This is a genomic window from Rhizobium sophorae, from assembly GCF_013087515.1.
Taxonomy (GTDB): domain Bacteria; phylum Pseudomonadota; class Alphaproteobacteria; order Rhizobiales; family Rhizobiaceae; genus Rhizobium; species Rhizobium sophorae.
The window spans coordinates 1-24,025 of sequence record NZ_JABFCN010000030.1; the positions used below are offsets into that span (position 1 = coordinate 1).

Consider the following 24,025-nt stretch of genomic DNA (forward strand, 5'->3'; position numbering starts at 1 on the left):
CACTTCGGCTGGACAAGCTTCCACTTCGACTGGATCAAGAACAAGGACTTCGTCATCTATACCGTGGTCATCGCCGGCGTCTGGCAGGCATCGGGCTTCGTCATGGCGATGTTCCTGGCGGGTCTGCGCGGCATCGACGGCGAGATCATGAAGGCCGCCCAGATCGACGGCGCCTCGCCATTCCAGCTCTATCGCCGCATCGTCATTCCGCTGCTGCGGCCGATCTTTCTCTCGGCCTTCATCGTGCTCGCCCATATGGCGATCAAGTCCTACGACCTGGTGGTGGCGCTGACCTCGGGCGGCCCCGGCGGCTCGGCCTGGCTGCCGTCCAACTTCATGTATGAATATACCTTCAAGCGCAACGAGATGGCCGTCGGCTCGGCCAGCGCCATCATCATGCTGATGACCATCTCGGCGATCATCGTTCCCTATCTCTATTCCGAACTGAAGGAGAAGGCGCGATGAGCAGCGTGACCTCTTCAACAGTAACCTCGCCAACGCTGCCGCAGGCCCGCGACAACAGGAATGACAGCAAGAACAGCACCAACACCCGCTGGATCGGCCGCACCATCATCTACGGCCTGCTGCTGATCTTTGCCGTCCTCTACCTGATGCCGCTCTTCGTCATGCTGACGACCTCGTTCAAGACCATGGACGAGATCCAGAACGGCAACATGCTGGCGCTGCCGCAATCGCCGACCTTCGATCCCTGGATCAAGGCCTGGGGCGAGACCTGCGTGGGTCTTACCTGCGCCGGCATCAAGGGCTACTTCTGGAACTCGATCAAGATGGTGGTGCCGGCAGTGGCGATCTCCACCATCATGGGGGCGCTGAACGGTTATGTGCTGACCAAATGGCGCTTTCCCGGCCACACGCTGGTGTTCGGGCTGATGCTGTTTGCCTGCTTCATCCCGTTCCAGTCGGTACTGTTGCCGATGGCAACGATCCTCGGCAGCCTCGGCCGCTTCGGCATGACGCTGCAGAATGCCACGGGCTGGAACTTCGGCTTCGGCAATCCGACCGTCAATCTGGTCTTCGTGCATGTCGTCTATGGCTTGGGCTTCACGACGCTGTTCTTCCGCAATTTCTACGAGGCCTTTCCGACCGAACTGGTGCGCGCCGCCCAGGTCGATGGCGCCAGCTTCTTCCAGATCTTCCGGCGCATCATGCTGCCGAACTCGCTGCCGATCATCGTCGTCACGGTGATCTACCAGTTCACCAATATCTGGAACGACTTCCTGTTTGCCTCGGCTTACGCCGGCACCGGTGAATCCATGCCGATGACGGTGGCGCTGAACAATGTCGTCAACACCTCGACCGGCGTCGTCGAATACAATGTCAACATGGCGGCTGCGATGATCGCGGCCGTGCCGACGCTCATCGTCTATATCCTCGCCGGCCGCTACTTCGTGCGCGGTCTGATGGCGGGCGCTGTCAAAGGGTAACCCATGGCCTTCCTCGAAATCTCCGGTCTCAAAAAGCGCTTCGGCGCCGTCGACATTCTCAAGGGGATCGACCTCGAACTCGACAAGGGCGGCTTTCTCGTGCTGGTCGGCCCGTCCGGCTGCGGCAAGTCCACGCTGCTCAACACCATTGCCGGGCTGGAGACGATCACCTCTGGCGATATCAGGATCGACGGGCGCGACATCAGCGGTCTGCACCCCTCCAAGCGCGACATCGCCATGGTGTTCCAGTCCTATGCGCTCTATCCGAACATGACGGTGGCCGGCAACATCGCCTTCGGCATGGAAATCCGCGGCGTTCCGAAGGACGAACGGGAAAAGGCGATCAAACAGGTCTCCGACATGCTGCAGATCGGCCATCTGCTCGACCGCAAGCCGAGCCAGCTGTCGGGCGGCCAGCGCCAGCGTGTCGCCATGGGGAGAGCCTTGGTGCGCAATCCGCAGGTCTTCCTGTTCGACGAGCCGCTCTCCAATCTCGACGCCAAGCTGCGCGTCGACATGCGCACCGAGATCAAGCGGCTGCATCAGCGCATGGGCACCACCTTCGTCTATGTCACCCATGACCAGATCGAGGCGATGACGCTGGCGACCAAGATCGCCGTGCTGAAGGATGGCGTGCTGCAGCAGTTCGGCACGCCGGCCGAGATCTATAACAGCCCCTCCAACATCTTCGTCGCCGACTTCATGGGATCGCCGGCGATGAACCTCTTGAACGCCACCGTCGAGAACGGCGCCGGCGGGCTGGAAGTCTCGCTGGAGCGGCCGAATGCCGCCCCGCTGAGGCTCCCTGTCATATCAGGCAATGACGGTCTGACTGCCTATACCGGCAGGCAGGTGATCTTCGGCATCCGCCCGGAGGCGCTGACCGATCCCGACGGCGCCGACCGCAAGGCGCGCTCGCTGACCGAGGGCGATTGCCTGATCGAGGTGGTCGAACCGGCCGGCTCCGACACCTTCGCCGTCACCAAGCTCGGCGGCAAATCCGTCGTCGCCCGCCTGCGCGCCGATACCGGCATCGCTCCAGGACAAAACACCCGCCTTGCCTTCAATCTCGATAAGGCCGTCTTCTTCGATCCCAATAGCCAGGCCAGGATCTGGTGACAGCCTTTAGAGCGCCGCGTCTATAAGACGCGCTAAGGACGCTCTAACACTTCGAGTTTGCGCATAACCCCGAAAATGGATTTCGATTTTCGGGGTCATGCATTAGACAGCCGTCACAACGAGCGTCACCGGCGCGAAACGCGTGGAAACCGCTTCGACGGTGATCTCGCCAGTGAACCCCGTCGCCTCCAGCCAGAAGCCGGCGGTGCCGCCCTGCAGAGGCACGATGGTCGGGCCGACGATCCTTGCGGGGCCGTGCACCTTCAGCGAAATGCTGTCGTTCATGAAAGGCAGGCGCTGGCCGCGCTGGTCGAGGGCGCGGATGATGACGCGCGTGCTGTCGCGTTCGCGGGCTTTCAACGTGGGGCTATCGGCAACCACTTCCAGGGTCGTCGGCAATGGATCGGCCGCCAGCGTCAGGCTGGCCACCGGCTCGCCGCCGATATAACCGGTGAAGGTGCCGTCGATCCATTCGAGACCCCAGGTGCCGAGCTCATCGGCAGTGAAATGACGATGGTCGAGCACGACGGGCGGATGCGGCAGATGCGGGTAGTTCTCGCGGTCCGGACCGATACGCTTGGAAAGCGAGCCATACTGCAGCTCCACCTCGTCGCAGTTGGTCAGGATGATCAGCGGCAGTACGCCGCCGATATTGCGTTCGCCGCGCGCCCAGAAGGTCACCGGCTTCATGACGATCTCCTCGGAAGGGTCGCACTGGCTGATATAGGCATAGGCCGCGAATTTCGGTTCGCGGAACATGTCCATGACGCCGTGATAGCAGATGCGGTCGCCGGAACCGAAATCCTTGTGGGTGTTGTAATCAAACATGCACCAGCCGATAGCGCCGGAGATATCAGGATCGCCATAGGCGGCATTCAGCACTTCCAGGTGACGGCGCACATGCTCGGCCTGACGCTGCTCCTGATCATAAATCTTCGTCGGGTGCATGTGGCCGTTGAACTCGGTGATGAGGTACGGCACCTTGTGCGATAGTCCGGTATTTTCCTGCTGGGCGCGAAGGGCGGTGCGCGGGCGGTTGGCGCCCGGCAGCTCTTCATTGCCGAGGATGAAGTCGTTCATCGTGTAGACGTCTTCGAGCAGCTCGCTCTCTGTGAGATAACGCACGCCGCCGGTCTGGCGGGTGCTGTCGAGTTCACGGGCGAGGCGATTGGTCTCGGCGTAGAAATCGTGATTATCCTGCGATTCGTTGATGCGCACGCCCCAGATAATGATCGAGGGGTGGTTCCAGTCGCGCTCGATCATGCGGCGAACGTTCTCGATCGATTCCTGCTGCCAGTCGGCATCGCCGATATGCTGCCAGCCGGGGATCTCCTCGAAAACCAGCAGGCCGATCGCGTCGCATCGATCGAGGAACCATTTCGACTGCGGATAATGCGAAGTGCGGACGATATTGCACTTCAGCACCGTCTTCATGATGTCGGCGTCGCGCTCCTGGACGGAGCGGCCGGCGGCATAGCCGACATAGGGAAAGGCCTGGTGACGGTTGAGGCCGCGCAGCTTCAGCGGCTTGCCGTTCAAAAGGAAACCTTCCGGTGTGAATTCGGCGGTGCGGAAGCCGAACCGGGTGGAGAGACGGTCGGAGCCGTGTTCGGTCCGGAGCTCGACGGTGACGTCGTAGAGCGTGGGATCGGTGATGTCCCAGAGGGCGATGCCGGTGAGGCCGCCAAAGGAGAGCGTGGTGCGGCTGCCGATCGTTTCGGTCGCAGCAGTGGCGACCACCGTGCCGTCGGCCTGTTTCAGCGTGGCGGTGACGGTCGCCGAGAAGCTGCGGCCCTCGGGATTGGCGATGTCGACGCGTATGGTCGCCGATTTTTCCGGACGAAGAACGTCAGTGGTTTCGATCTTGAGATTGCGGATCGAGACCGGGTCGGTGACCTTCAGCCAGACGTCGCGGTAGATGCCGGCATAGGTCAGATAATCGATGCGGCCGCCGAAAGGCGGAATGTCGGGGTTCTCGCTGCCGTCGATCTTGACGGTGACGAGATTCTCGCCCTTGACGAGCTTACCGGTGAGGCGGGCCTCGAAGGGGGTGTAGCCGTCCTTATGGGCAATGATTTCTTGGCCGTTCAGATAGACGACGCTGTCGGCCATGGCGGCGTCGAAGACGAGCGAGACCTCGCGGCCCTCGAATTCCGGCAGCCAGCGCAGCACCTTCTGATAGGTAAAGGCGCGCTGATAGCTGGTCTCGTCGAAATAGCTGAAGGGCAGTTCGACGGCGGTATGCGGCAGGCTGACCGACTTGGTCGCATCGAAAGCTTCGAGCAAACGCTGGCCGAAGCCTTCATGGAAACTCCAGCCTTCGTTGAAGGAAACGACGGAACGCATTCAAACTCTCCCGGTTACAGCATCAGGGACGGTCCGGCGCCTTTCGGCGCGTGAAAATTGAGTCATACTATTCCTCCTTGATGCAACGGGTATGCGAGCTGTCAGGCGGTCGAGCCCCAGCGGGCGGTGCAGGTGAGCGTGATGCTGTGCGGGCCTTCGATCTCGGCGTCATGGCGTTCGATCAATTCGACGACGGCGTCGATGAAGGCGACGTGGTCGAGGCTCAGCGTGGTGAGGTCGTTACAATCCCAGGCGGCCATGGCGATGCCGTCCTGGCCGACGATGGCGATATCGTCGGGCGTGTTCTTGCGGAGCACCCGGCGGGCTGCATCGCGCGCACCGATCGCCATGACATCATTGCCACAGATAATGGCGTCGACCTTGTCACGGTGCAGCAGGAGCACGGCTTCCTTGAAGCCGGAATCATAGGAGTAGTCACCGAAGGCCTGTGCTTCGAAGGAAAGGCCGCGCTTGGCCAGCGCATCGGCGAACCATTTTCGCCTGAGCTTGTCGATCCAGCTTGAATTAGTGCCGGAGAGGTAGGCGAAACGCTTCTTACCGTCGCGGACGATCTTGTCGATGATCTCGTCGGCGGCCTCAGAGCCGTCGATGCGGATGCTGGAGACGTCTTCGTTTTCGAGCGGCTCGAAGGAGACGATGATCGGCTTGGTCGTGTGGAAGATATCGACGGCATCCTGCATCGACACCATGTCGGAGAAGACGACGACGTGATCGACCTGATAGGTGGAGGCAAGGCGCATCAGCTGCAGCCGGTCGGAATGATCGGCGCAGCAAAGGATGATCGGCAGCAATTGTCTCGCCTGCAGGCGGTGGACGAGAAGCTGCTGCTCCTCGGCCTCGCAAGGGTTGCCTATGGCATTGACGACGAGGGCGACGAGGCGCGAACGCTGGTTGTTCAGCGAGCGGGCGATCGCGTTCGGTTGGTAGCCATGTTCACGCGCGACGGCGAGGATGCGGTCGCGCGTGGCGCTGCCGATGCGCGAATCCGGCGAGAAGGCGCGGGAAATGGTGGCGGAGGAGACGCCGGCGAGTTTCGCCAGTTCCTTCGAGGTGATCCGCCGTCTGTTCATTCCGCTCATGTTCAGCGCCTGTTAGGCGACGATCCTGACGGAAGCGCCGTCGGCCGCTGCCGATTCCTTGATTGCATCCCATAGCCTAGCGAATCTGAGGCCCATTTCAACGGAGCCGGAGTTTTCCATCTTTCCCTCGCGAATGGCGAGGAAATTCTTCATCGGGTTGCCGAGAATCTCGGCTTCCTCGCGCGGCTCGGCGGTACGCCCGATATTTATCTCGCGCCAGCCGCCCCAGGCGTCGATGCGGACGATCGCCTTCGAATAGAAGAAGGTGATGTAGGAGGCGCAGCCCGGAGGGCCTTCGCCGGCGGCCGCCAGCGTTACCAGCGCGCCGTTCTGCAGCCGGGCGGAGACGGCGGTGGCGATATCGACCTGTCTGCCGTGATTGTTCATGTAGGCTGAGACGCTGTCGAAATCGGAATTGGCGAGCAGGCAGACCGTGTTCATCATATGGGCGCCGGTGTCGAACATGAAGCCGCCGCCGGAGATATCAGGCTGCTGCTTCCAATGGCCGTCATAATTGGACGACCAGCTTTCCCAGATCATGCCCGATATGGCGATCAGCTCGCCGAATTCGCCGGTGAGAGCCCGCCGGCGCGTGTCGAGCACCAGCGGCGACAGGCCGCCCTGGAAGGCGGTGACGATGGTGACGCCGCTCTTTTTCTGCGCGGCGATCAGCCTCTCGGCTTCAGTGACCGTCGTTACCATCGGCTTTTCCAGGAAGAGGTCGAGGCCGGCCTCGGCGACGGCGGTTGCCTGCTCGGCATGGAAGGCATGCGGGGTGGAGACGTAGACGATGTCGAGTTCGCCGCGGCATTCGGCGAGCATCTGGCGATAATCCTCGAAGCCCTTCGGTTCGGGGGCGCCGGCGGCGAGGCAGACGTCGATGAGGCGCTGGCGCGAAGCCGCCGTGGTGTCGGCGAGTGCAGCAAATTCGATCTCCGGCATCTTGACCCAGCTCTCGGCATATTCCGCCGCCTTCAAGCCGGCGCCGATGACGCCGAGGCGTAATTTCCTAGTCATGAAAATTCCTCCCTGAATGCATTGTGCACACGATTACACAAACGGTATAGTGATGGCAATATCTAAATAGATAAGTAATATCAGCATATTAAAACTCTCATTCGAATCTTTTCAAAAACCATCTTGTCAGTATTTGGAATGCGTGTACATTTTCGCAACCGGTGCTGGAGGGCGCCGTGTCTCTAAAAAAGGGAGGACTTCCGTTGAAGAAGATGGTTCTTGGCGGCCTGTGCGCCGTTCTGCTGAGCGCGGTTTCGACGCTGGCGCAGGCTGAAACAATCCGCATTGCAAATCACGGTCAGGCCGGCATCGACGCGATGAAGTCGACGGTCGAGCGGATCGAAAAGAAATATGGCGTCACCGTCGAGGTCATCGAATATCCGGCGCCCGACAAGGACTACCTGACCAAACTCCTGACGGAGCTCGGCGCCGGCAACGCCCCCGACCTGTTCTCCATCCCGACCACGGCTGCCGTCGCCGACATGGTGGAAGCCGGCTACCTCGCGCCTGTTACCAAGGAATTCAAGGCTTGGGATGGCTACGCCAACCTCTATGACGTCGCCAAGGACCTTGCAGTCAGCCCGGATGGTGAAACCTATGTGATGCCGTTCATGCTCGGCATCCAGGAAATCTATTACCGCAAGGACGTTCTCGAAAAGGCCGGCATCTCGATCGAGCAGCCGAAGACCTGGCAGGAGCTTCTCGACCGCGCGGCCGAAATCAAGCAGAAGACCGGCGCCTACGGCCTGCTCTTCCCGGCCGGCGTCTCCTGGGGAAGCGGTGCCTTCGACGAGGGCTTCCAGCACCTGCTCGTCGGTTCCAAGACGCCGCAGCTCGTCGATGCCGACGGCAAGCTCGATCTCAATGGCGAAGGCATCAAGGATGTCTTCGGCGTCTACAAGGAACTGATCGACAAGGAACTGATGCCGACGCAGCCGCTGCTCGGACCCGAGCCCTGGGTCGTGCCGAAATACCAGATGTTCCCAGCCGGCAAGCTCGCCGCGACCACCTGCGGCTCCTGGTGCTATATTTTCGACTGGGGGCGCGAAAGCAAGAACCCGATCCCTGACGTGACGAAGGTGGTCGGCACCTGGACGGTTCCCGGCCAGAGCAGCGGCCAGTATGTGCTTGCCAATCTCGCTGCGCCGTGGGCCGTCAATTCCAAGTCGGCCAATACGGAACTGGCAATCAAGGCGCTGATGGAGATCGGCTCGATCGAGACGCAGGTTTCCTACGCCGCCCGTATCGGCAATATCCCGGCCAGCAAGGGTGCGGCTGACAATGCCGAGTTCCAGAAGCTGACGGAACTGGTTCCGATCCACGCGGCGGCCGGAAACGGCGTGTTCCTGAAACAGGCCTCCGGTTTCGGTACGGTCTCGGAAGGTGTGGCGCGCGCCACCGAAGCGCTGCTGCGCAAGGAAACCGATGCCGCCGGCGCCCAGAAGATCCTTGTCGACTACGTCAAGGAAACGCTCGGCGACGACATGGTCAAGTAAGCTCCGGCACCCTCTCTTCCGCCACGACGGGGACGCGGCGCCAACGCCCGCGTCTTCCCGCTTTCATTCGATAAGCCGGTTCCATCGATAAGGTTTGTGAGCTTCCATGGCCCGAAACTCTCATGAAAAGCGCGCCGAGCGGCAATGGCTGCTGATCCTGTTGCCCTCGCTGGTGCTGCTTCTGGCCTTCGTTATCTATCCGGCCCTCTACTCGATCTATCTGAGCTTTACCAATGAAGCGCTGACCGGGGCCGCGGCCCTTCGGCCCCGCTTCGTCGGTCTCAGGAATTACACACGGCTTTTCAACGACGCGAAGTTCTGGAATTCGCTGTTCGTCACCTTCGTCTTCGTCATCGGTTCGGCGGTGATCGGCCAGTTCGTGCTCGGCCTGATCTCGGCAATTGCGTTGCGCCGGCCGATCCGCTTTGGGCGGGTGTTCTCGTCGATCATCCTGTTGCCGAATGCAGCCCCTGAAGTCGTCGCCGGTTTCATGTGGATCTCGATGCTGGCGGGTGGTGACAATGCCACACTCAGCCGCATCGTCAGCTTCTTCGGCATCACGCCGGCCGACTGGCTGCAGGTCTTCCCGCTGTCGATGATCATCGTCGTCAACACCTGGCGCGGCATTGCCACGGCGATGATCCTGTTAACGGCCGGCCTCAGCACCATTCCAGCGGAGATCTACGAGGCGGCGCGCATGGACGGCGCCACTCCGTCGCAGATGTTCCGCCGCATCACCCTGCCGCTGATGATGCCGACGATCTTGCTCTATATGCTGATCTCGGCCGTCTCCACCATCGCCGTCTTTGGCCTGGTCTATGCGCTGACGCGCGGCGGACCGGGCGGGGCGACCGAGGTGGTCAGCATCTATATCTACAACCAGTCCTTTACGTCGTTCCAGCTGGGTTATGGTGCCGCGGTCGCCGTCGTCGCGCTCGCCATCTCGCTGATATTAGGTATCGCTTATGTCCGGGCCATGAAGGTGGAGGTCTGACATGGCCGTCGTTTCCCCAAGCGAAACTGCAAACAAGGGTCGCTCCGACCTCATCGCCTATGCGACGCTGTCGCTGATCTCGATCTTCTGCGCGGTGCCCTTCTTCTGGGTGCTGCTTGCCTCGCTCGACGGCAATGCCCAGCTCTTCCTGCACTGGCCGGAGCAGTGGACCTTCGCCAACTACATCCGCGTCTTCACTAAGGAGGACGGGGCGAAGTGGCTGTTCAACTCGCTTTTCGTGGTCGCTAGCGCGACGCTGCTCGTCATGGTGCTTTCGGGGCTCGGCGGTTATGCGCTGTCGCGCACCCGGGCCTGGTGGAAGCTGCCCTTCCTCTACGCGATCCTGCTCATCCGGGTGCTGCCGCCGACGGCGCTCGTCGTGCCGCTCTACAAATTCCTGCTGACGCTGAACAATGCAGAAGCGGCGGTGCTCAGGCCGATCTTCGGCAGCTATGCCCGCGATATCATGCGCTGGACCGGCTTCATCGACGGTTATCTCGGGCTGATCCTGGTGCTTGCGACGATGCAATTGCCGCTGGCGCTCTGGATCATGAAGACCTACTTCGACGGGCTGCCGAGGGATTACGAGGAGGCGGCCCTGATGGATGGAGCAACACTCATACAGCGCATTCGCCGGGTGCTGATTCCGCTGGCGCTGCCCGGGCTTGCCGCCGCCGGGCTCTTCGCCTTCATGTCGGCCTGGGGCGATTTCCTGCTGCCGCTGATCTTCCTGTCGTCACCGGAGTTGCAGACGCTGCCGCTCGGTCTCTTCCGCGCCTTCCTGCGCATCAACGAGATCGATTACGGCCTGCTGACCGCACTTGCATTCATCTATCTGCTGCCTGCCGTCGTCGCCTTCGGTTTTGCGCGGCGCTTCCTCGTCCAGACATTTTCGGGCGGCGTGAAGGGCTGAGATCAAGAAAGAGAAACAGATGATCAATCTCAGAAACGTTCGCAAATTCTACGGCGCGCTCGAGGTCATCAAGGGCGTCGACATTACCGTGGAAGACGGCGAATTCGCGGTTTTCGTTGGTCCGTCCGGCTGCGGCAAGTCTACGCTGCTGCGGATGATCGCCGGCCTCGAAGGCATCGACGAGGGTGACCTCATCCTTAACGGCAAACGTATCAACGACGTGCCGCCCGACAAGCGCGGCATCGCCATGGTGTTCCAGTCCTATGCGCTCTATCCGCATATGAGTGTTGCCGAGAATATTGGCTTCTCGCTCAGCCTGAAGAAAGTGCCGGAAGCAGAGGTCCGCCGGCAGGTGGAGGGCGTCGCCGAGATTCTGCAGCTCACCGATTACCTCGACCGGCGACCTGCGGCACTTTCCGGCGGCCAGCGCCAGCGCGTGGCGATCGGCCGCGCCATCATCAAGAAACCGGCGCTGATCCTGTTTGACGAGCCGTTGTCGAACCTCGATTCGGCGCTGCGGGTGCAGATGCGCGCCGAGTTGCAGCGCCTGCACCGCGAGCTGAAGGCGACCGTCGTCTACGTCACCCATGACCAGGTGGAGGCGATGACGATGGCCGACCGCATCGTTGTGCTGAACAAAGGGGTGGTGGCGCAGGAGGGTGCTCCGATGGCGCTCTACCATGAGCCGGATAATGAATTCGTAGCCACCTTTATCGGCTCACCCAAGATGAACATCATTCCCGTCACCGCAACGCGGCCTGCGGGCGGGAAGGTGCATCTCGACAGCCCGATCGGACTTTCACTCGATCTGGCTGATGCGAACGGAGCTGTGCCGCAGGGTGAGGCCAAGCTCGGCATCCGGCCGGAGCATCTGAAGATCGCAGCCGAGGGCCAGGGCAATTTCAGCGCCGAGGTCGTCATCGTCGAGCGGCTCGGCGTCGAGACCTACATGACCGTCGGCTCGCAGCAGCAGCCGATCGTGGTGCGCGCCGAAGGCGATATCGCCGTGCGGTCGGGCGACCGCGTGGCGCTGACGGCCGATCCCGCCGCCTGCCATCTGTTCGACTCCGCTGGCAAAGTTATACGTCCGGTAACAGCCTGACAATTTCGCCCGACACATCAAGACCTAAACATCAAAGCCTAGACATCGAGGAATGCCATGACAATCAAGGTCACCATCTGGAACGAGGGACGCCACGAACAACTCCACAGGCAAGTTCAGGAGATCTACCCTGATCGTATCGACGGAGCGATCGCGTCAGGCATTGCCCATCCGGATTTTGAAATCCGCCGCGGCACGCTCGATGATCCTGATGAAGGCCTGCCGGACAGCGTGCTCGACGACACCGACGTGCTGCTCTGGTGGGGCCATATGGCGCATGAGGAGGTCAGTGATGGGCTGATCGACCGCGTGCAGCAGCGCGTGCTGAAGGGCATGGGCCTGCTGGTCCTGCATTCCGGCCATCATTCCAAGCTCTTCCGCCGGCTGATGGGAACCAATGCCAACCTTTCCTGGCGCGAGACGCCGGAAGGCGATTTGGAGCGCGTCTGGGTGGTCAATCCCTCGCATCCGATCGCCGAGGGGCTGCCGCCCTATTTCGAGGTCAATGCTTCGGAAATGTACGGCGAGCCCTTCGACATTCCGCAGCCGGACGAGCTGGTGTTCATTTCCTGGTATTCCGGAGGCGAAGTGTTCCGCAGCGGCTGCACCTTCCAGCGCGGGCGCGGGCGCATCTTCTTCTTCAGCCCCGGCCACGAGACCTACCCGATCTATCACGACAAGACCGTGCATAAGGTGATCGCGAACGGCATCCGCTGGGCGCGGCAGAAACACACCGATGGCCGCATCCTGGAAAACTGGCATCGGGCCGAGCCGCTACACGGCCGCCCGGATACGGCGAAGGCCTGATCTATGGGTATTGTGCGCCGGTCGTCTTGATATAGATCGAATAGACCGAACGCGTTGCAGTGATGAAGAGCCGGTTTTTCTTGGGGCCGCCGAAGGTGAGGTTGGACACCGTCTGCGGCACCCTGATCTTGCCGAGCAGCGTTCCCTCGGGCGAAAAGCAGTGCACGCCGTCGGCGGCACTCGTCCAGAGGTTGCCGGCGACATCGAAACGGAAACCGTCGGGATGTCCGACATCGAGGCTGCAGAAATAGCGGCTGTTGGCAAGCGCCTTGCCGTTGATGACGTCGAAAACGCGGATATGGCGCGGCACGTCATGTTTTGCGGAGCCGGAATCGGCAATATAAAGCTTCGTCTCATCGGGCGAGAAGGCAAGACCGTTCGGCTGGATGAAATCTTCGACGACGGCGTCGATCGCGCCGCTTACCGGATCGATCCGGTAGACGTTGCGCGTGGGCTGCTCGGGCTCGGCCTTGTGGCCCTCGTAATCCGACAGGATGCCGTAAGTCGGATCGGTGAACCAGACCCCGCCGTCGGAGTGCACGACGACGTCGTTCGGCGAGTTCAGCCGCTTGCCCTTATAGCTGTCGGCGAGAACGGTGATGGTGCCGTCCGTCTCGGTGCGGGTGACGCGGCGGCCGCCATGTTCGCAGGAGACCAGCCGGCCTTGCCGGTCGCGGGTGTTGCCGTTGACGTAGTTGGACGGTGAACGGAAGACGGAGACCGTCCCATCCGGTGTCCAGCGCATCATGCGTTCATTCGGGATATCGCTCCAGAGAAGGCAGTTCAGATCGGAAAACCAGACCGGGCCTTCCGTCCAGCGGCAGCCGGAATAAAGCTCCTCGAGGCCGGCGCTGCCGATGACCATTGCACCGAAGCGTTCGTCGCGAATCTCATAAATCGGATTGTCGCCCATGCCAGTTACCTCCCTGAATACTGCCGCCTCTTCCTAGCGATAATTCCCGAGAGGTGCCAGAGCCCGGCGATGGAAATGCCGGGCTCCCGTTTCGTCAGAGGGCGGCGTCCGGATGCGGCGAGCCGTCGTAAGCGCCCCAGATCGACTGGTCGAAGCAGATGACCGAGCCGGTCATCAGGCCGGATTCGGAAGACGACAGGTAGGCGCAGGCGCGCGCCACCTCGTGCGGATCGACGAGGCGGCCGAAGGGCTGGCTTGCCGCCGCCTTCTCCAGCCAGTCGGCGGGGGCATCGTGATATTCGCGCTGGATCCGGTCCTCGCCCTCGGAGGCCATCCAGCCGATGTTCAGACCATTGACGCGAATGCGGTTGCGAAGGAGCGCGTAGGCGGTGTTCTTCGTCAGCGTTTCCAGCGCGCCTTTGGAGGCGCAATAGGCGGCGATGAAGGGCTGGCCGGCTTTGGCCGACATTGAGCCGATATTGACGACCGTACCCTCGATCTTTTCGCGGCGCATGACCTTCACCGCCTCCTGCATCAGGAAAAACGGCGCGCGAACATTGACGGCGAACATGGCGTCGAAGAGCTCCGGACTGGTGTCGAGAATGGTGCCGCGATCGGTGATGGCGGCGGCATTGACCAGCGCGTCGACGCGGCCGAAGGTCTCGTCACAGACGCGCACGACATTCTGTGCGTCCTCGACCTTGCCGAGGTCGGCCTTGATGTAGACGATCCTGGCGCCGGTCGCAGCCGAAATCTCCGCCGCCTTCGCCTTGCCCTTGGCTTCGTTGCGGCCGCAGATGACGATGCCTTCGGCGCCGCGTTCGGCGAAAAGGCGGGCGATGGTCGCGCCCAATCCTTGCGTGCCGCCGGTGACGATGGCGATCTTGCCGTCGAGGCGGCCGTGGTCTGTGCTCATGTAGTTCCTCCATTGTGATGATGTGCGAATAGCCTCCCGCGGGGGCGAGAGGCTTTTATCTCAGTGTGGATGCAAGAGGCTCGAGCTCCAAATCAGCTCAACTTCTTCTGCGCCTGCTCGGCAAGTGCTGCCCTAAAGACGACATCGCTCCAGCCTTCCTTCAGCGCCTCATGCATCAGCTGCGCCTGTGTCTTCGGCGCCAGTCCGCCGAGTGGCGGGTCGCGGTCGAGGTTGGTCGGGAAGGAGTAGCCCTCGGCGCAGGCGGCGACGGCGTTGGCGATTTCGTCAGGGGAGAGTCTGCCCAGCAAGGCCTTCAAAGCAGGGAACAGCCTGGCGCTCATCTTCTCGCGGTTGACGGTTTCCATTGCCCGGCCGAAGGCGGAAGAGACCTGCAGCAGGTTGGCGACGCGCTTGATGTCGGTCGAGCGGTTGGTTCCGGCGGCATGGAAGAGTGCGGGATTGAAGAAGACGACGTCGCCTTTTGCGAGCGGCAACTGGACATGGTTGGTCTCGAAAAAATCCCGGAACTCCTGCCGCTTTAGCGCGAGATAGCCCGGCACATAGGTCTGGCTGTGCGGCAGGAAGAGCGTCGGGCCGCTTTCGAGCGGCATATCGCAATGGGCGACCGCACCCTGCAATGTCAGCACCGGCGAGAGCCGATGCACATGTGCCGGGAACTGCTCGATGACCTTTTCGGACTGAAAGCCGAGATGGTAGTCGCGATGCGCCGACTGCGCCGAACCGCCCGGATTGACGCGGTTGACCTGCGCCGTCATCTGGTAGCTCGGGCCGAGCCAGGCTTCGCTTGCCAGGGCGATGATGGCGTTGCCGTAATATTCGGCGAAATTTACCGGATCGGCGAGGCAATGTTTTTCCAGCGAATTCCAGATACGGTCGTTGGCACCGGGTTTGGCGAAGTGGTCGCCACCGCCGGTCGAGGTGCGGTGCTGTTCCTCGATGATCGCATCGAAGATCACACTGGCGCGGTCGACGATGCCGGTGTCTTCGTAAGCGCGTTTGAACACGACGACACCAGGACCTTCGCCGAACGCCTCGCAGATTTCCGCCAGCACGGCGCGTCGGCCTTCTGGCGTTGCGGCCGCTGCCATCACCTTGCGGCTGTCGTAGATCAGGACGTTTTTTTCGACCGCGGACGCCGAGGGGTAATCGGCAAGCACGGTGGTCTTTTCCGCAAGGCCGCGAAACTCATCGAGATCGCAGGCGTCTTCGCTCAGCCAGACGCGGTCGGCGCGTAGTTTCTGCTGGTTGTCGGTTTTCATGGCGGGCTCCTCCCTCTTTCCAATGGGGGCACTATACGCCGCGATGCCGGGTGATATAGATCAGAAATCCATCAAAAAACCATCAGGCCGATCGCATGGCACACCTCTTTCTCGTCAAGGACATCGCCTTCCAGGCTGGGCTTAGCACCGCCACCGTCGACCGGGTGCTAAACGGCAGACCCGGCGTGCGCCGGCAGACCGAGATGCGGGTGAAGGCGGCGATCGCGGAGCTGGAGAAGCAGCAGGCCGGCACGATGGGCAATGGCCGCATGCTGGCGATCGATATCGTCATGGAGACGCCGCAGCGTTTCAGCGATGCGGTGCGGGCCGCCTTCGAGGCGGAGGTGGCGACCTTCCTGCCGGGCGGTTTCCGCTGCCGCTTCCATTTTGCCGAGGTGATGAAGCCGGCTGAGCTGGTGCAGCTTCTCGATCGCATCCGGCTGCGTGGCACGCACGGCATCGTGCTCAAGGCGCCTGACGTCCCCGAGGTGGCTGCCGCTGTCGCGCGGGCGGATGCGGCCGGCATCCCCGTCGTGACGCTGGTGACCGACCTGCCGAATTCGGCCCGCATCGCCTATGCCGGCGCCGACAACCGGGCGGCGGGAGAGACCGCCGCCTACCTGATCGGCGAACTCCTCGGGAGTGATGGTGGCAAGGTGCTGGTAACGCTGTCGAGCGGACGGTTCCGCGGCGAGGAGGAGCGCGAAATCGGCTTTCGCCGCAGCATTCGCGCTGATTATCCCAACATCGGCATTACCGAAATCAGCGAGGGGCACGGCACCGATGCCGAGACGGGAACGCTTACGGCGGCAGCGCTTAGGGCCGATCCGGCCATCAACGCCGTCTATTCGATCGGCGGCGGCAACCGGGCGGTGCTTGCGGCCTTCGACGCGGCCAAACGCCCCATCCGCGTTTTCGTCGCCCATGATCTCGACGCGGATAATCGCGCCCTGCTTGCGGCGCGCCGGATCGGCTTCGTGCTGCATCATGATCTTAGAACCGATGCGCGTTCGACCTTCAGGGCGATCATGAGCTCGGCACAAGCATCGGGGCGGGCGGTTCCGGCCTCGCTTTCTTCAGTCGAAATCGTCACGCCCTACAATATGCCCGCGGGCGATTGAGCCAATGGACTTTCCTTCCGTGCCGTATTCGGGCTACTGCTCAGACTAAGCACGAGTGAAGGTGAGCGCCATGGATTACAGCGACGTCAGCACGATTGCAGCCTGGGTGACCGAGCAGGGACTGAAGGGTGTTTCCGAAGCCGAGCTGATGACCGGTTTCTGTGCGGCCTGCCGTAATGCCGGCCTGCCGCTCGACCGCGGTCTGGCGCTGATGGATACGTTGCATCCGGTGCATGAGGGCCGCGCCTTCCGCTGGGACAGCGTCGAGGAGGTTCAGACCGAATTCGAATATGGTCCGACGATCTCGGGGGAGGCGGCGTCCAACTGGCAGCGTTCGGCCTTTTATCATCTTTGGTCTCGCAACGAACGGGAGATACGCCGGCGTCTCGGCTTCGGCGATCCGATCGATTTCTCCTTGCTCGATACGATCGCTGAAGCCGGTCACACGGATTTCGTGGCGATGATGCATCGTTTTTCCGCGGCCGGCACGATCGGCGAGATGGATTGCTTCTTCTCGCATTTCGCGACGAAACATCCCGAGGGCTTTTCCGATCACGACCTCGCCATCCTGCGCAAGCTGGTGCCGGTGTTGGGGCTGGCGATCAAATGTATCGCGCTCGGGCGTATCGCCCGCACCATCGCCGAAGTCTACCTCGGCGAGGACGCCGCGCGCCAGGTGATGGAAGGCAAGATCAGCCGCGGTAAATCGGAACGGATTTCCGCCGCACTCTGGTTTTCCGACCTGCTGAACTACACCAAGATCTCCGACAGCGTGCCGCCGGAGGAGATCATCCCACTGCTCAACGACTATAGCGAGGCGGTTATCACGGCGATCCACGAGTCCGGCGGCAACGTGCTGAAGCTGATCGGCGACGGGGTGCTCGCCATCTTTAAGGGCGAGGTTCCGGCGGAGACGTGTCGTGCGGCGCTGAGTGCCGAATCGCTGCTGCGGGAAAAGCTGACAACGCTGAATGCCGCGCGTGCGGCCGACGGCCGGGCCACGACCGACGTCTATATCGGCCTGCATATCGGCGACGTCTTCTACGGCAATATCGGCAGCCAGGACCGGTTGGACTTCACCGTCATCGGACCTGCCGTCAATGAGGTCAGCCGGATCGCCTCGATGTGTCGTTCCGTCGATCTCAACCTGCTGATTTCCTCCGATTTCGCCGCGGCGATACCGGAGCAGCAGCGCAGCGCACTTGCCTGCGTTGGACGCTATGCGTTGCGCGGCGTCCAGCGCGCGCAGGAACTGTATACCCTCGACACCGCCCGGCTGAACGGCTGAGTTCCTGACTGCAAGGCTATCGCAACAGGCCCTGACCGCCGTCGATCCAGATTGGCGTACCGGTGATGTGTCGGGCGCGCTCGGATGCGAGGAAAAGGATTGTTTCGGCGACATCCTCGCTCTTGCCTGCCTTGCCGCCGGCAATCGGGATATCCCCCTGCGGCCAGATGACGGGAACCTCCGTTTCCTCGCGATGGCGGCTGTCGGTGTTGGCGCCGATATTGGTCTCGATCTCGCCGGGGCAGACGGCATTCACGCGGATGCCATACCGGCCGAGTTCGAGGGCGAGCTGCTGGACCATGGCGACCTGGGCCGCCTTGGTTGCGGTGTAGGCGGTGGCGCCCGGCGTGGTGAAGGTACGGGTGCCGTTGATCGAAGAGACGACGATGATCGAACCGCCGTGGCGCTTCAGATGTGGAACCGTTAGATGCAGGGTCAGATAGGTGCCGCGCAGATTGACGGCGATGGTCTTGTCCCATTCATCCGGTTTCAGATCGTCGATCGGCGCCCACACACCGTTGATACCGGCATTGGCGACAACGATGTCGAGGCCGTCGAAGGTGTCGGTCAGTTGCGCGACCGCGCTCCGCATTTGAGCTTCGTCGCTGGTATCTGCGGTCAACGCGATCGACTCGCCGCCGGCGGCCTTGATTTCGGCGCAGGTCTTTTCGACCTCGTCGGCGGTGCGGCTCAATGCTGCGACCTTTGCACCTTCGGCAGCGAGCCGCAACGCGGCCGCTTTGCCGATGCCGGAACCGGCGCCTGTTACCAGTGCGATCTTTCCCTTCAGCTCCATGGGTGGGCTCTCCTTGCCGTTTTGCCGACATGCCAACTGTTCGGCGCGGCAGTTGGTTCCGAAAGGAGAGCGGATCGTTAGATCCTCCTGAGCCGGCTGTGTTGCAGTGTCCATTTCTCCGGTCCGTGGACGGCGGCAAAGAGCAGACCGGCGAGGAACGTGAAGTGATCGATGAAGAAGCCGAACTCGGCCTGGTTCTGCTGCCAATGGGATGGGCCGTGGAAAGCGAAAGCGAGGAAGATCACATAAATGGCTGCGAGCAGGCTGGCCTCGGTGAAGAAGGCCCCTGATAGGAAAGCGAGCGCCAGCGCGATCTCGAAGAAGCGGCGATCCAGGTAAGAAATGTCGCCATCGGAAAGCCGGCAGCGGTGATATAGCCCGCTGTTGCGCCGATATCTGCGAACTTGAAGCCGGCGGCCATGAAGAAGACGAAGCTGAAGATGATGCGGGCGACGATGATTGCGATTGCTCTGGCCATCCTGAAATCTCTTCTTTGAGTTTCCACTATGACGGACGAGACCCCCGATATCCTACACGGTGAATGAAAAAGGGCCGCTTGCGCGACCCTCTACTTTCACCACTCGGCGAAGCTGCCGTCGGCATGCCGCCAGATCGGGTTGCGCCAGCGGTGACCTTCCTTGGCGCGCTCGATGACATAGGCTTCGTCGACCTCGATGCCGAGACCCGGACCCTGCGGGATCGACACGAAACCATCGGCATACTGGAACACCTCCTTGTTGGAGATATAGTCGAGAATGTCGTTGCCCTTGTTGTAGTGGATGCCAAGGCTCTGTTCCTGGATGAAGGCATTGTAGCAGACGGCATCGACCTGCAGGCAGGCGGCAAGCGCGATCGGACCCAGCGGGCAATGCGGCGCCAGCGCCACGTCGTAGGCTTCGGCCATCGCCGCGATCTTGCGGCATTCGGTGATGCCGCCGGCATGGGAGAGATCCGGCTGGATGATGTCGACATAGCCGTCCGAAAGGACCTGCTTGAAGTCCCAGCGCGAAAAGAGGCGTTCACCGAGCGCGATCGGCGTCGAGGTGTGGTTGACGATATCGCGTAACGCTTCCTTGTTTTCGGAAAGCACTGGCTCTTCGATGAACATCAGCTTGTAGGGGTCGAGCTCCTTGGCGAGAACCTTCGCCATCGGTTTGTGCACACGCCCGTGGAAATCGACGCCGATGCCGATATGCGGGCCGATCGCCTCGCGGATGATGGCGATGGTCTCGACCGCCTTTTCCACCTTCTCATTGGTGTCGACGATCTGCATTTCCTCGCAGCCATTGAGCTTGATCGCCTTGAAACCGCGGGCAACCACCTCCTTGGCATTGTTGGCGACATCCGAGGGACGGTCGCCGCCGATCCAGGAATAGACCTTGATGCGATCACGGAGCTGGCCGCCGAGCAGGGAATGGATCGGTACCCCAAGCGCCTTGCCTTTGATGTCCCACAGCGCCTGGTCGATGCCCGAGATCGCGCTCATGTGGACGGCGCCGCCGCGATAGAAGCCGCCGCGATACATCACGGTCCAGTGGTCCTCGATCAGGAAAGGATCCTTGCCGATCAGGTAATCTTCCAGCTCATGGACGGCGGCCTGAACGGTGAGTGCGCGACCTTCGACGACCGGTTCGCCCCAGCCGATGATGCCCTCGTCGGTCTCGACCTTCAAAAACAGCCAGCGCGGGGGAACGATATAGGTGGTGAGTTTGGTGATCTTCATCGCTGTTCTTTCAGTCTCTTCCCGGGTTTGCGATCGGCGGCGCGTCCGCAGATTTGTCGTGATCGATTATTTCGTTCTGCCGATCGCTTTTTCGGCGGCGGCAAGATCGCGCACCGCAAGATCGAGCATGCGGTTGGCGCATTCGCGGGCGCCTGTTTTGTCGCGCATGCGCAGCGCCTCGACCAGCTGGCCGTGAACGAGCACCGCATCCTCGCGATTCTCGACACCGATATTGGAGGCATGCAGCGCATATTTCAGCGCCGCGTGAATGGCGCTCGACAGGCGGCGGAAGACCTGATTGTGGCTGGCGGTGAGCAGCACCGTGTGGAACATGACGTCGGCATCGGTGAAGCTTTCCGGGTCGCGGGCGCTGTCGCGCATCTGCCGCCAGGCATTGTCGAGATCGGCGATCTCCTGAGCGCTGGCGCGCTCGGCGGCATATTCGGCGGCTGCCGGCTCGATGGTGCGGCGGGCCTCGAGAATGCAGCCGAGCAGGTCGAAATCCTTGATATAGGGACCCATCCATTCAAGCACGTCGGCGTCCAGGATATTCCAGTCGTCCTTGTCGCAAACGGTGGTTCCGATGCGTGGCTTACCGCGGACGAGACCCTTGGATTCCAGCACTTTCAGCGATTCGCGAATGACGGTGCGGCTGACGCCGTAGAGCTCGCAGAGATCGTTTTCGCGGGGCAGCGGTGAGCCCGCGGGATAGCGGTCCGCGCAGATATCCTGAGCGATCGCCGCCGTAACGTTGCGGCGTACGCGCGGGCGGCGCTCGATGCGGCGGCTTTCGGCCCCGCTCTGTCGCTCGATTGTTTCCAACTCACCTCTCCGCTCTGTCTCGCGTGCGAAGCAATCGAACCTGATTATCCGAATTCGATCCGCTTTGCGACGCTTCCTCCCGGCATCTCGTCAATAATCCTATTATTCCAATCATCATACATTGGCAATTGACTGGTATGATGATTTATCATAATTCATTGGACGTTGCCTGGGAGGCAGCTGCTCGGTTTTTGAGAGTTTAGGGAGAGAGACATGCGCTTGTTCAAAGCAGCCATTCTGGCTGGCACTTTCGCCATTCTGGCAGCCGGCTCGGCATTTTCCGCGGACGTCAAGATAGGGTTCATCGTCAAGCAGCCTGAGGAACCGTGGTTCCAGGACGAATGGAAGTTCGCCGACCAGGCCGCCAAGGAAAAAGGCTTCACCGTCGTCAAAATCGGCGCCGAAGACGGCGAAAAGGTCCAGTCGGCGATCGACAATCTCGGCGCCCAGGGTGCGCAGGGCTTCATCATCTGCACGCCGGACGTCAAGCTCGGCCCGGGCATCGTTGCCAAGGCCGAAGCCAACCAGCTGAAGCTGATGACAGTCGACGACCGCCTCGTCAGCGCCGACGGCAAGCCGTTGGAAAACGTGCCGCATATGGGCATTTCGGCCACCAAGATCGGCGAGACCGTCGGCCAGGCGATCGTCGACGAAATCAAAAAGCGCGGTTGGGACATGAAGAATGTCGGCGCCGTGCGGGTCTCCTATGACCAGCTGCCGACGGCCGTCGACCGCGTCGAAGGGGCGATCTCGGTGCTGAAGTCCGCCGGATTCCCGGCCGAAAACATCTATGATGCGCCACAGGCGAAGACGGATACGGAAGCGGCGCTCAACGCGGCAACCACCGTTCTCAACAAGCATGCCGACGTGAAATACTGGGTCGCCTTCGGCCTCAACGACGAAGCCGTCCTCGGCGCCGTCCGTGCTTCCGAATCGGTCGGCATTCCGGCGGCCAACGTCATCGGTGTCGGCATCGGCGGTGCGGAATCGGCGATCAACGAGTTCAAGAAGCCGGCGGCGACTGGCTTCTTCGGCACCGTTATCATCTCGCCGAAGCGTCACGGCTACGAGACGGCGCTCAACATGTATGACTGGATCGCCAACGACAAGGAGCCGGAAAAACTGACGCTGACTTCCGGTTCGCTGGCACTGCGCGACGATTATGAAAAGGTCCGCAAGGATCTTGGCATCGAGTGATCGTCCTTCCAAGATGATATCGTCCGGCGGCCGCCAGCGTGCCGCCGGGTCCTTCTCGGCGGAGCGATGATGGCTTTCCTCGAATTCAACAATATCTCCAAGGGTTATCCCGGCGTGCAGGCGCTGGCGAATGTTTCCTTCACTGTCGAGAAGGGCGCCGTCCACGGCCTGATGGGCGAGAACGGTGCCGGTAAATCGACGTTGATCCGGGTACTGTCAGGCGATCAGGCCGCCGATGGCGGCAACATCCTCATCGACGGCGAGGTGCAGAGATACGGGTCCGTCCGCGACGCCTTACATGCCGGTGTCATCGTCATCCATCAGGAGTTGCAACTCGTTCCTGAGTTGACGGTCGCTGAAAATCTCTGGCTCGGACGCTTTCCGGCCAAGGGCGGCGTCATCCATTCGAAGGCGCTGATCGAGACGGTGCGCTCGAAGCTCCAGGAGATCGGCATCGATATCGATCCGTCGGCCAAGGTCGCCTCGCTTTCGATTGGAGCGCGGCAGATGGTCGAGATCGCCAAGGCCGTCATGCTTGATGCACGGGTGATTGCGCTCGACGAGCCGACCTCCTCGCTTTCCTCGCGCGAAAGCGAAATCCTGTTTTCACTCATCGACAGGCTGAAGGCGAAGGGAACGGTCATTCTCTACGTCTCGCATCGTCTCGATGAGATCTTCCGTCTTTGTGACAGCCTGACGGTGCTGCGCGACGGCAAACTTGCCGCCCACCATCCTGACATCGCCGAAACCACGCGCGAGCAGATCATCTCGGAAATGGTCGGGCGCGAGATCAGCAATGTCTGGGGATGGCGCGAACGTCCGCTCGGCGGCATTCGGCTGGAGGTCAAGGCCCTTTCGGGACCGAGGCTGCGCCATCCGATCAACTTTTCCGTCCGTGCGGGCGAAATTCTCGGCTTCTTCGGCTTGATCGGCGCCGGCCGCAGCGAGATGGCGCGGCTGCTTTACGGCGCCGATGCCAGGCATCAGGGCCAGGTCACGATCGACGGCGTTGCCGTTTCGCCGAACAATCCAAAAGCGGCGATCAATGCCGGCATGGTGCTTTGCCCGGAGGATCGCAAGTTCGACGGTATCGTCCAAGGGCGATCGATCGAAGAAAATATCGCGATCTCATCGCGCCGGCATTTTTCGCCCTTCGGCATTCTGAGCCCGAGACAAGAGGCGGCGCTGGCAGACCGGTTCATCGCCAAGCTTCGGGTGCGGACGCCGTCGCGCAAACAAGACATCATCAACCTCTCCGGCGGCAACCAGCAGAAGGTCATTCTCGGCCGCTGGCTGTCCGAGCAGGGGATCAAGGTCCTCGTCATCGACGAGCCGACGCGCGGCATCGATGTCGGGGCGAAATCGGAAATCTATGAAATCCTCTACGAGCTTGCGGCCGGCGGCATGGCGATCGTGGTGATCTCCAGCGAGTTGCCCGAAGTCATGGGCATCTCCGATCGCATCATGGTGATGTGCCAGGGCAGGGTTGCGGCCAATGTCGCCCGCCAGGATTTCGACGAGCGCAACATCCTGACGGCAGCACTTCCCGACAAGAACGCCGCAGGCACCATTTAGAGCGGTTCAGCTTTCCATGGAAACGCAGAACCGCTCTAACTTTTTGTTTTTACGC

At 61.5% G+C, this 24,025-nt stretch carries 21 protein-coding genes and 1 pseudogene; 12 read left to right on the plus strand and 10 right to left on the minus strand.

What is annotated here, in order from left to right; translation table 11 throughout:
• From G9X64_RS17365 to G9X64_RS17375, 3 genes are all read left to right on the plus strand, one after another.
• The coding region (locus G9X64_RS17365; RefSeq protein ID WP_164071024.1) for a carbohydrate ABC transporter permease at positions 1-465 on the plus strand (465 nt) is incomplete at its 5' end.
• Entirely contained in the window at positions 462-1,445 is a 984-nt protein-coding gene (locus G9X64_RS17370) for a carbohydrate ABC transporter permease (RefSeq protein WP_168317918.1), read from the plus strand. The genes G9X64_RS17365 and G9X64_RS17370, both read left to right, overlap by 4 nt.
• A 3-nt stretch (positions 1,446-1,448) precedes the next feature.
• A complete protein-coding gene (locus G9X64_RS17375; protein WP_171377043.1) occupies positions 1,449-2,564 on the plus strand; it encodes an ABC transporter ATP-binding protein in 1,116 nt (371 codons plus the stop codon).
• A gap of 102 nt (positions 2,565-2,666) precedes the next feature.
• On the opposite strand, the gene G9X64_RS17380 is transcribed toward G9X64_RS17375, so the two are convergent.
• From G9X64_RS17380 to G9X64_RS17390, 3 genes are all read right to left on the minus strand, one after another.
• Positions 2,667-4,910 (minus strand): glycoside hydrolase family 2 protein, encoded by a 2,244-nt coding sequence (locus G9X64_RS17380; RefSeq protein ID WP_171377044.1) that lies wholly within the window; start codon positions 4,908-4,910, stop codon positions 2,667-2,669.
• Between the two features lie 101 nt (positions 4,911-5,011).
• Positions 5,012-6,010, minus strand: coding sequence for a LacI family DNA-binding transcriptional regulator (locus G9X64_RS17385; protein ID WP_171377045.1), 999 nt, complete (start codon positions 6,008-6,010; stop codon positions 5,012-5,014).
• Positions 6,011-6,022: 12 nt separating this feature from the next.
• The gene (locus tag G9X64_RS17390; RefSeq protein ID WP_171377046.1) at positions 6,023-7,027 is read right to left on the minus strand and encodes a Gfo/Idh/MocA family protein; all 1,005 of its coding nucleotides are present in this window, start codon (positions 7,025-7,027) and stop codon (positions 6,023-6,025) included.
• 203 nt (positions 7,028-7,230) lie between these two features.
• On the opposite strand from G9X64_RS17390, the gene G9X64_RS17395 reads away from it, so the two are divergent.
• The 5 genes from G9X64_RS17395 to G9X64_RS17415 all read left to right on the plus strand — a co-directional run bounded on the left by G9X64_RS17395 (position 7,231) and on the right by G9X64_RS17415 (position 12,339).
• The gene (locus G9X64_RS17395; protein WP_171377047.1) at positions 7,231-8,523 is read left to right on the plus strand and encodes an ABC transporter substrate-binding protein; all 1,293 of its coding nucleotides are present in this window, start codon (positions 7,231-7,233) and stop codon (positions 8,521-8,523) included.
• 106 nt (positions 8,524-8,629) lie between these two features.
• A complete protein-coding gene (locus G9X64_RS17400; protein WP_171377048.1) occupies positions 8,630-9,517 on the plus strand; it encodes a carbohydrate ABC transporter permease in 888 nt (295 codons plus the stop codon).
• Position 9,518: 1 nt separating this feature from the next.
• The gene (locus G9X64_RS17405) at positions 9,519-10,430 is read left to right on the plus strand and encodes a carbohydrate ABC transporter permease (RefSeq protein ID WP_171377049.1); all 912 of its coding nucleotides are present in this window, start codon (positions 9,519-9,521) and stop codon (positions 10,428-10,430) included.
• Between the two features lie 19 nt (positions 10,431-10,449).
• The gene (locus G9X64_RS17410; RefSeq protein ID WP_171377050.1) at positions 10,450-11,532 is read left to right on the plus strand and encodes an ABC transporter ATP-binding protein; all 1,083 of its coding nucleotides are present in this window, start codon (positions 10,450-10,452) and stop codon (positions 11,530-11,532) included.
• Positions 11,533-11,589: 57 nt separating this feature from the next.
• Complete coding sequence (locus tag G9X64_RS17415) at positions 11,590-12,339, plus strand: ThuA domain-containing protein (protein ID WP_171377051.1); 750 nt, start codon at positions 11,590-11,592, stop codon at positions 12,337-12,339.
• A gap of 1 nt (position 12,340) precedes the next feature.
• Here the strand turns inward: G9X64_RS17415 and G9X64_RS17420 are convergent, their stop codons facing one another.
• The 3 genes from G9X64_RS17420 to G9X64_RS17430 form a co-directional block, all read right to left on the minus strand.
• Entirely contained in the window at positions 12,341-13,252 is a 912-nt protein-coding gene (locus tag G9X64_RS17420) for an SMP-30/gluconolactonase/LRE family protein (protein WP_168315471.1), read from the minus strand.
• Between the two features lie 94 nt (positions 13,253-13,346).
• The gene (locus G9X64_RS17425; protein WP_168315470.1) at positions 13,347-14,168 is read right to left on the minus strand and encodes an SDR family oxidoreductase; all 822 of its coding nucleotides are present in this window, start codon (positions 14,166-14,168) and stop codon (positions 13,347-13,349) included.
• A 92-nt stretch (positions 14,169-14,260) separates the two neighbouring features.
• On the minus strand, positions 14,261-15,448 hold the full coding sequence (locus G9X64_RS17430; protein ID WP_171377052.1) for a phytanoyl-CoA dioxygenase family protein: 1,188 nt from the start codon (positions 15,446-15,448) through the stop codon (positions 14,261-14,263).
• A 95-nt stretch (positions 15,449-15,543) separates the two neighbouring features.
• Between G9X64_RS17430 and G9X64_RS17435 the strand changes: the two genes are divergently transcribed.
• Entirely contained in the window at positions 15,544-16,569 is a 1,026-nt protein-coding gene (locus G9X64_RS17435; RefSeq protein ID WP_171377053.1) for a LacI family DNA-binding transcriptional regulator, read from the plus strand.
• Between the two features lie 70 nt (positions 16,570-16,639).
• Complete coding sequence (locus G9X64_RS17440) at positions 16,640-17,857, plus strand: adenylate/guanylate cyclase domain-containing protein (protein ID WP_168315467.1); 1,218 nt, start codon at positions 16,640-16,642, stop codon at positions 17,855-17,857.
• 16 nt (positions 17,858-17,873) lie between these two features.
• Here the strand turns inward: G9X64_RS17440 and G9X64_RS17445 are convergent, their stop codons facing one another.
• From G9X64_RS17445 to G9X64_RS17460, 4 genes and pseudogenes are all read right to left on the minus strand, one after another.
• Positions 17,874-18,653 (minus strand): SDR family oxidoreductase, encoded by a 780-nt coding sequence (locus tag G9X64_RS17445; RefSeq protein ID WP_171377054.1) that lies wholly within the window; start codon positions 18,651-18,653, stop codon positions 17,874-17,876.
• A gap of 77 nt (positions 18,654-18,730) precedes the next feature.
• A pseudogene (locus G9X64_RS17450) lies at positions 18,731-19,131 on the minus strand (DoxX family protein).
• Positions 19,132-19,227: 96 nt separating this feature from the next.
• The gene (gene dgoD, locus G9X64_RS17455) at positions 19,228-20,376 is read right to left on the minus strand and encodes a galactonate dehydratase (RefSeq protein ID WP_171377055.1); all 1,149 of its coding nucleotides are present in this window, start codon (positions 20,374-20,376) and stop codon (positions 19,228-19,230) included.
• A gap of 66 nt (positions 20,377-20,442) precedes the next feature.
• Positions 20,443-21,198 (minus strand): FadR/GntR family transcriptional regulator, encoded by a 756-nt coding sequence (locus G9X64_RS17460; protein ID WP_017989502.1) that lies wholly within the window; start codon positions 21,196-21,198, stop codon positions 20,443-20,445.
• A 213-nt stretch (positions 21,199-21,411) separates the two neighbouring features.
• Between G9X64_RS17460 and G9X64_RS17465 the strand changes: the two genes are divergently transcribed.
• Together G9X64_RS17465 and araG are read left to right on the plus strand one after the other, a co-directional pair.
• Positions 21,412-22,395: an arabinose ABC transporter substrate-binding protein gene (locus G9X64_RS17465; RefSeq protein WP_171377056.1), complete on the plus strand. Its 984-nt coding sequence runs from the start codon at positions 21,412-21,414 to the stop codon at positions 22,393-22,395.
• Positions 22,396-22,464: 69 nt separating this feature from the next.
• Complete coding sequence (gene araG / locus G9X64_RS17470; protein ID WP_171377057.1) at positions 22,465-23,970, plus strand: L-arabinose ABC transporter ATP-binding protein AraG; 1,506 nt, start codon at positions 22,465-22,467, stop codon at positions 23,968-23,970.
• Positions 23,971-24,025: the final 55 nt, after the last annotated feature.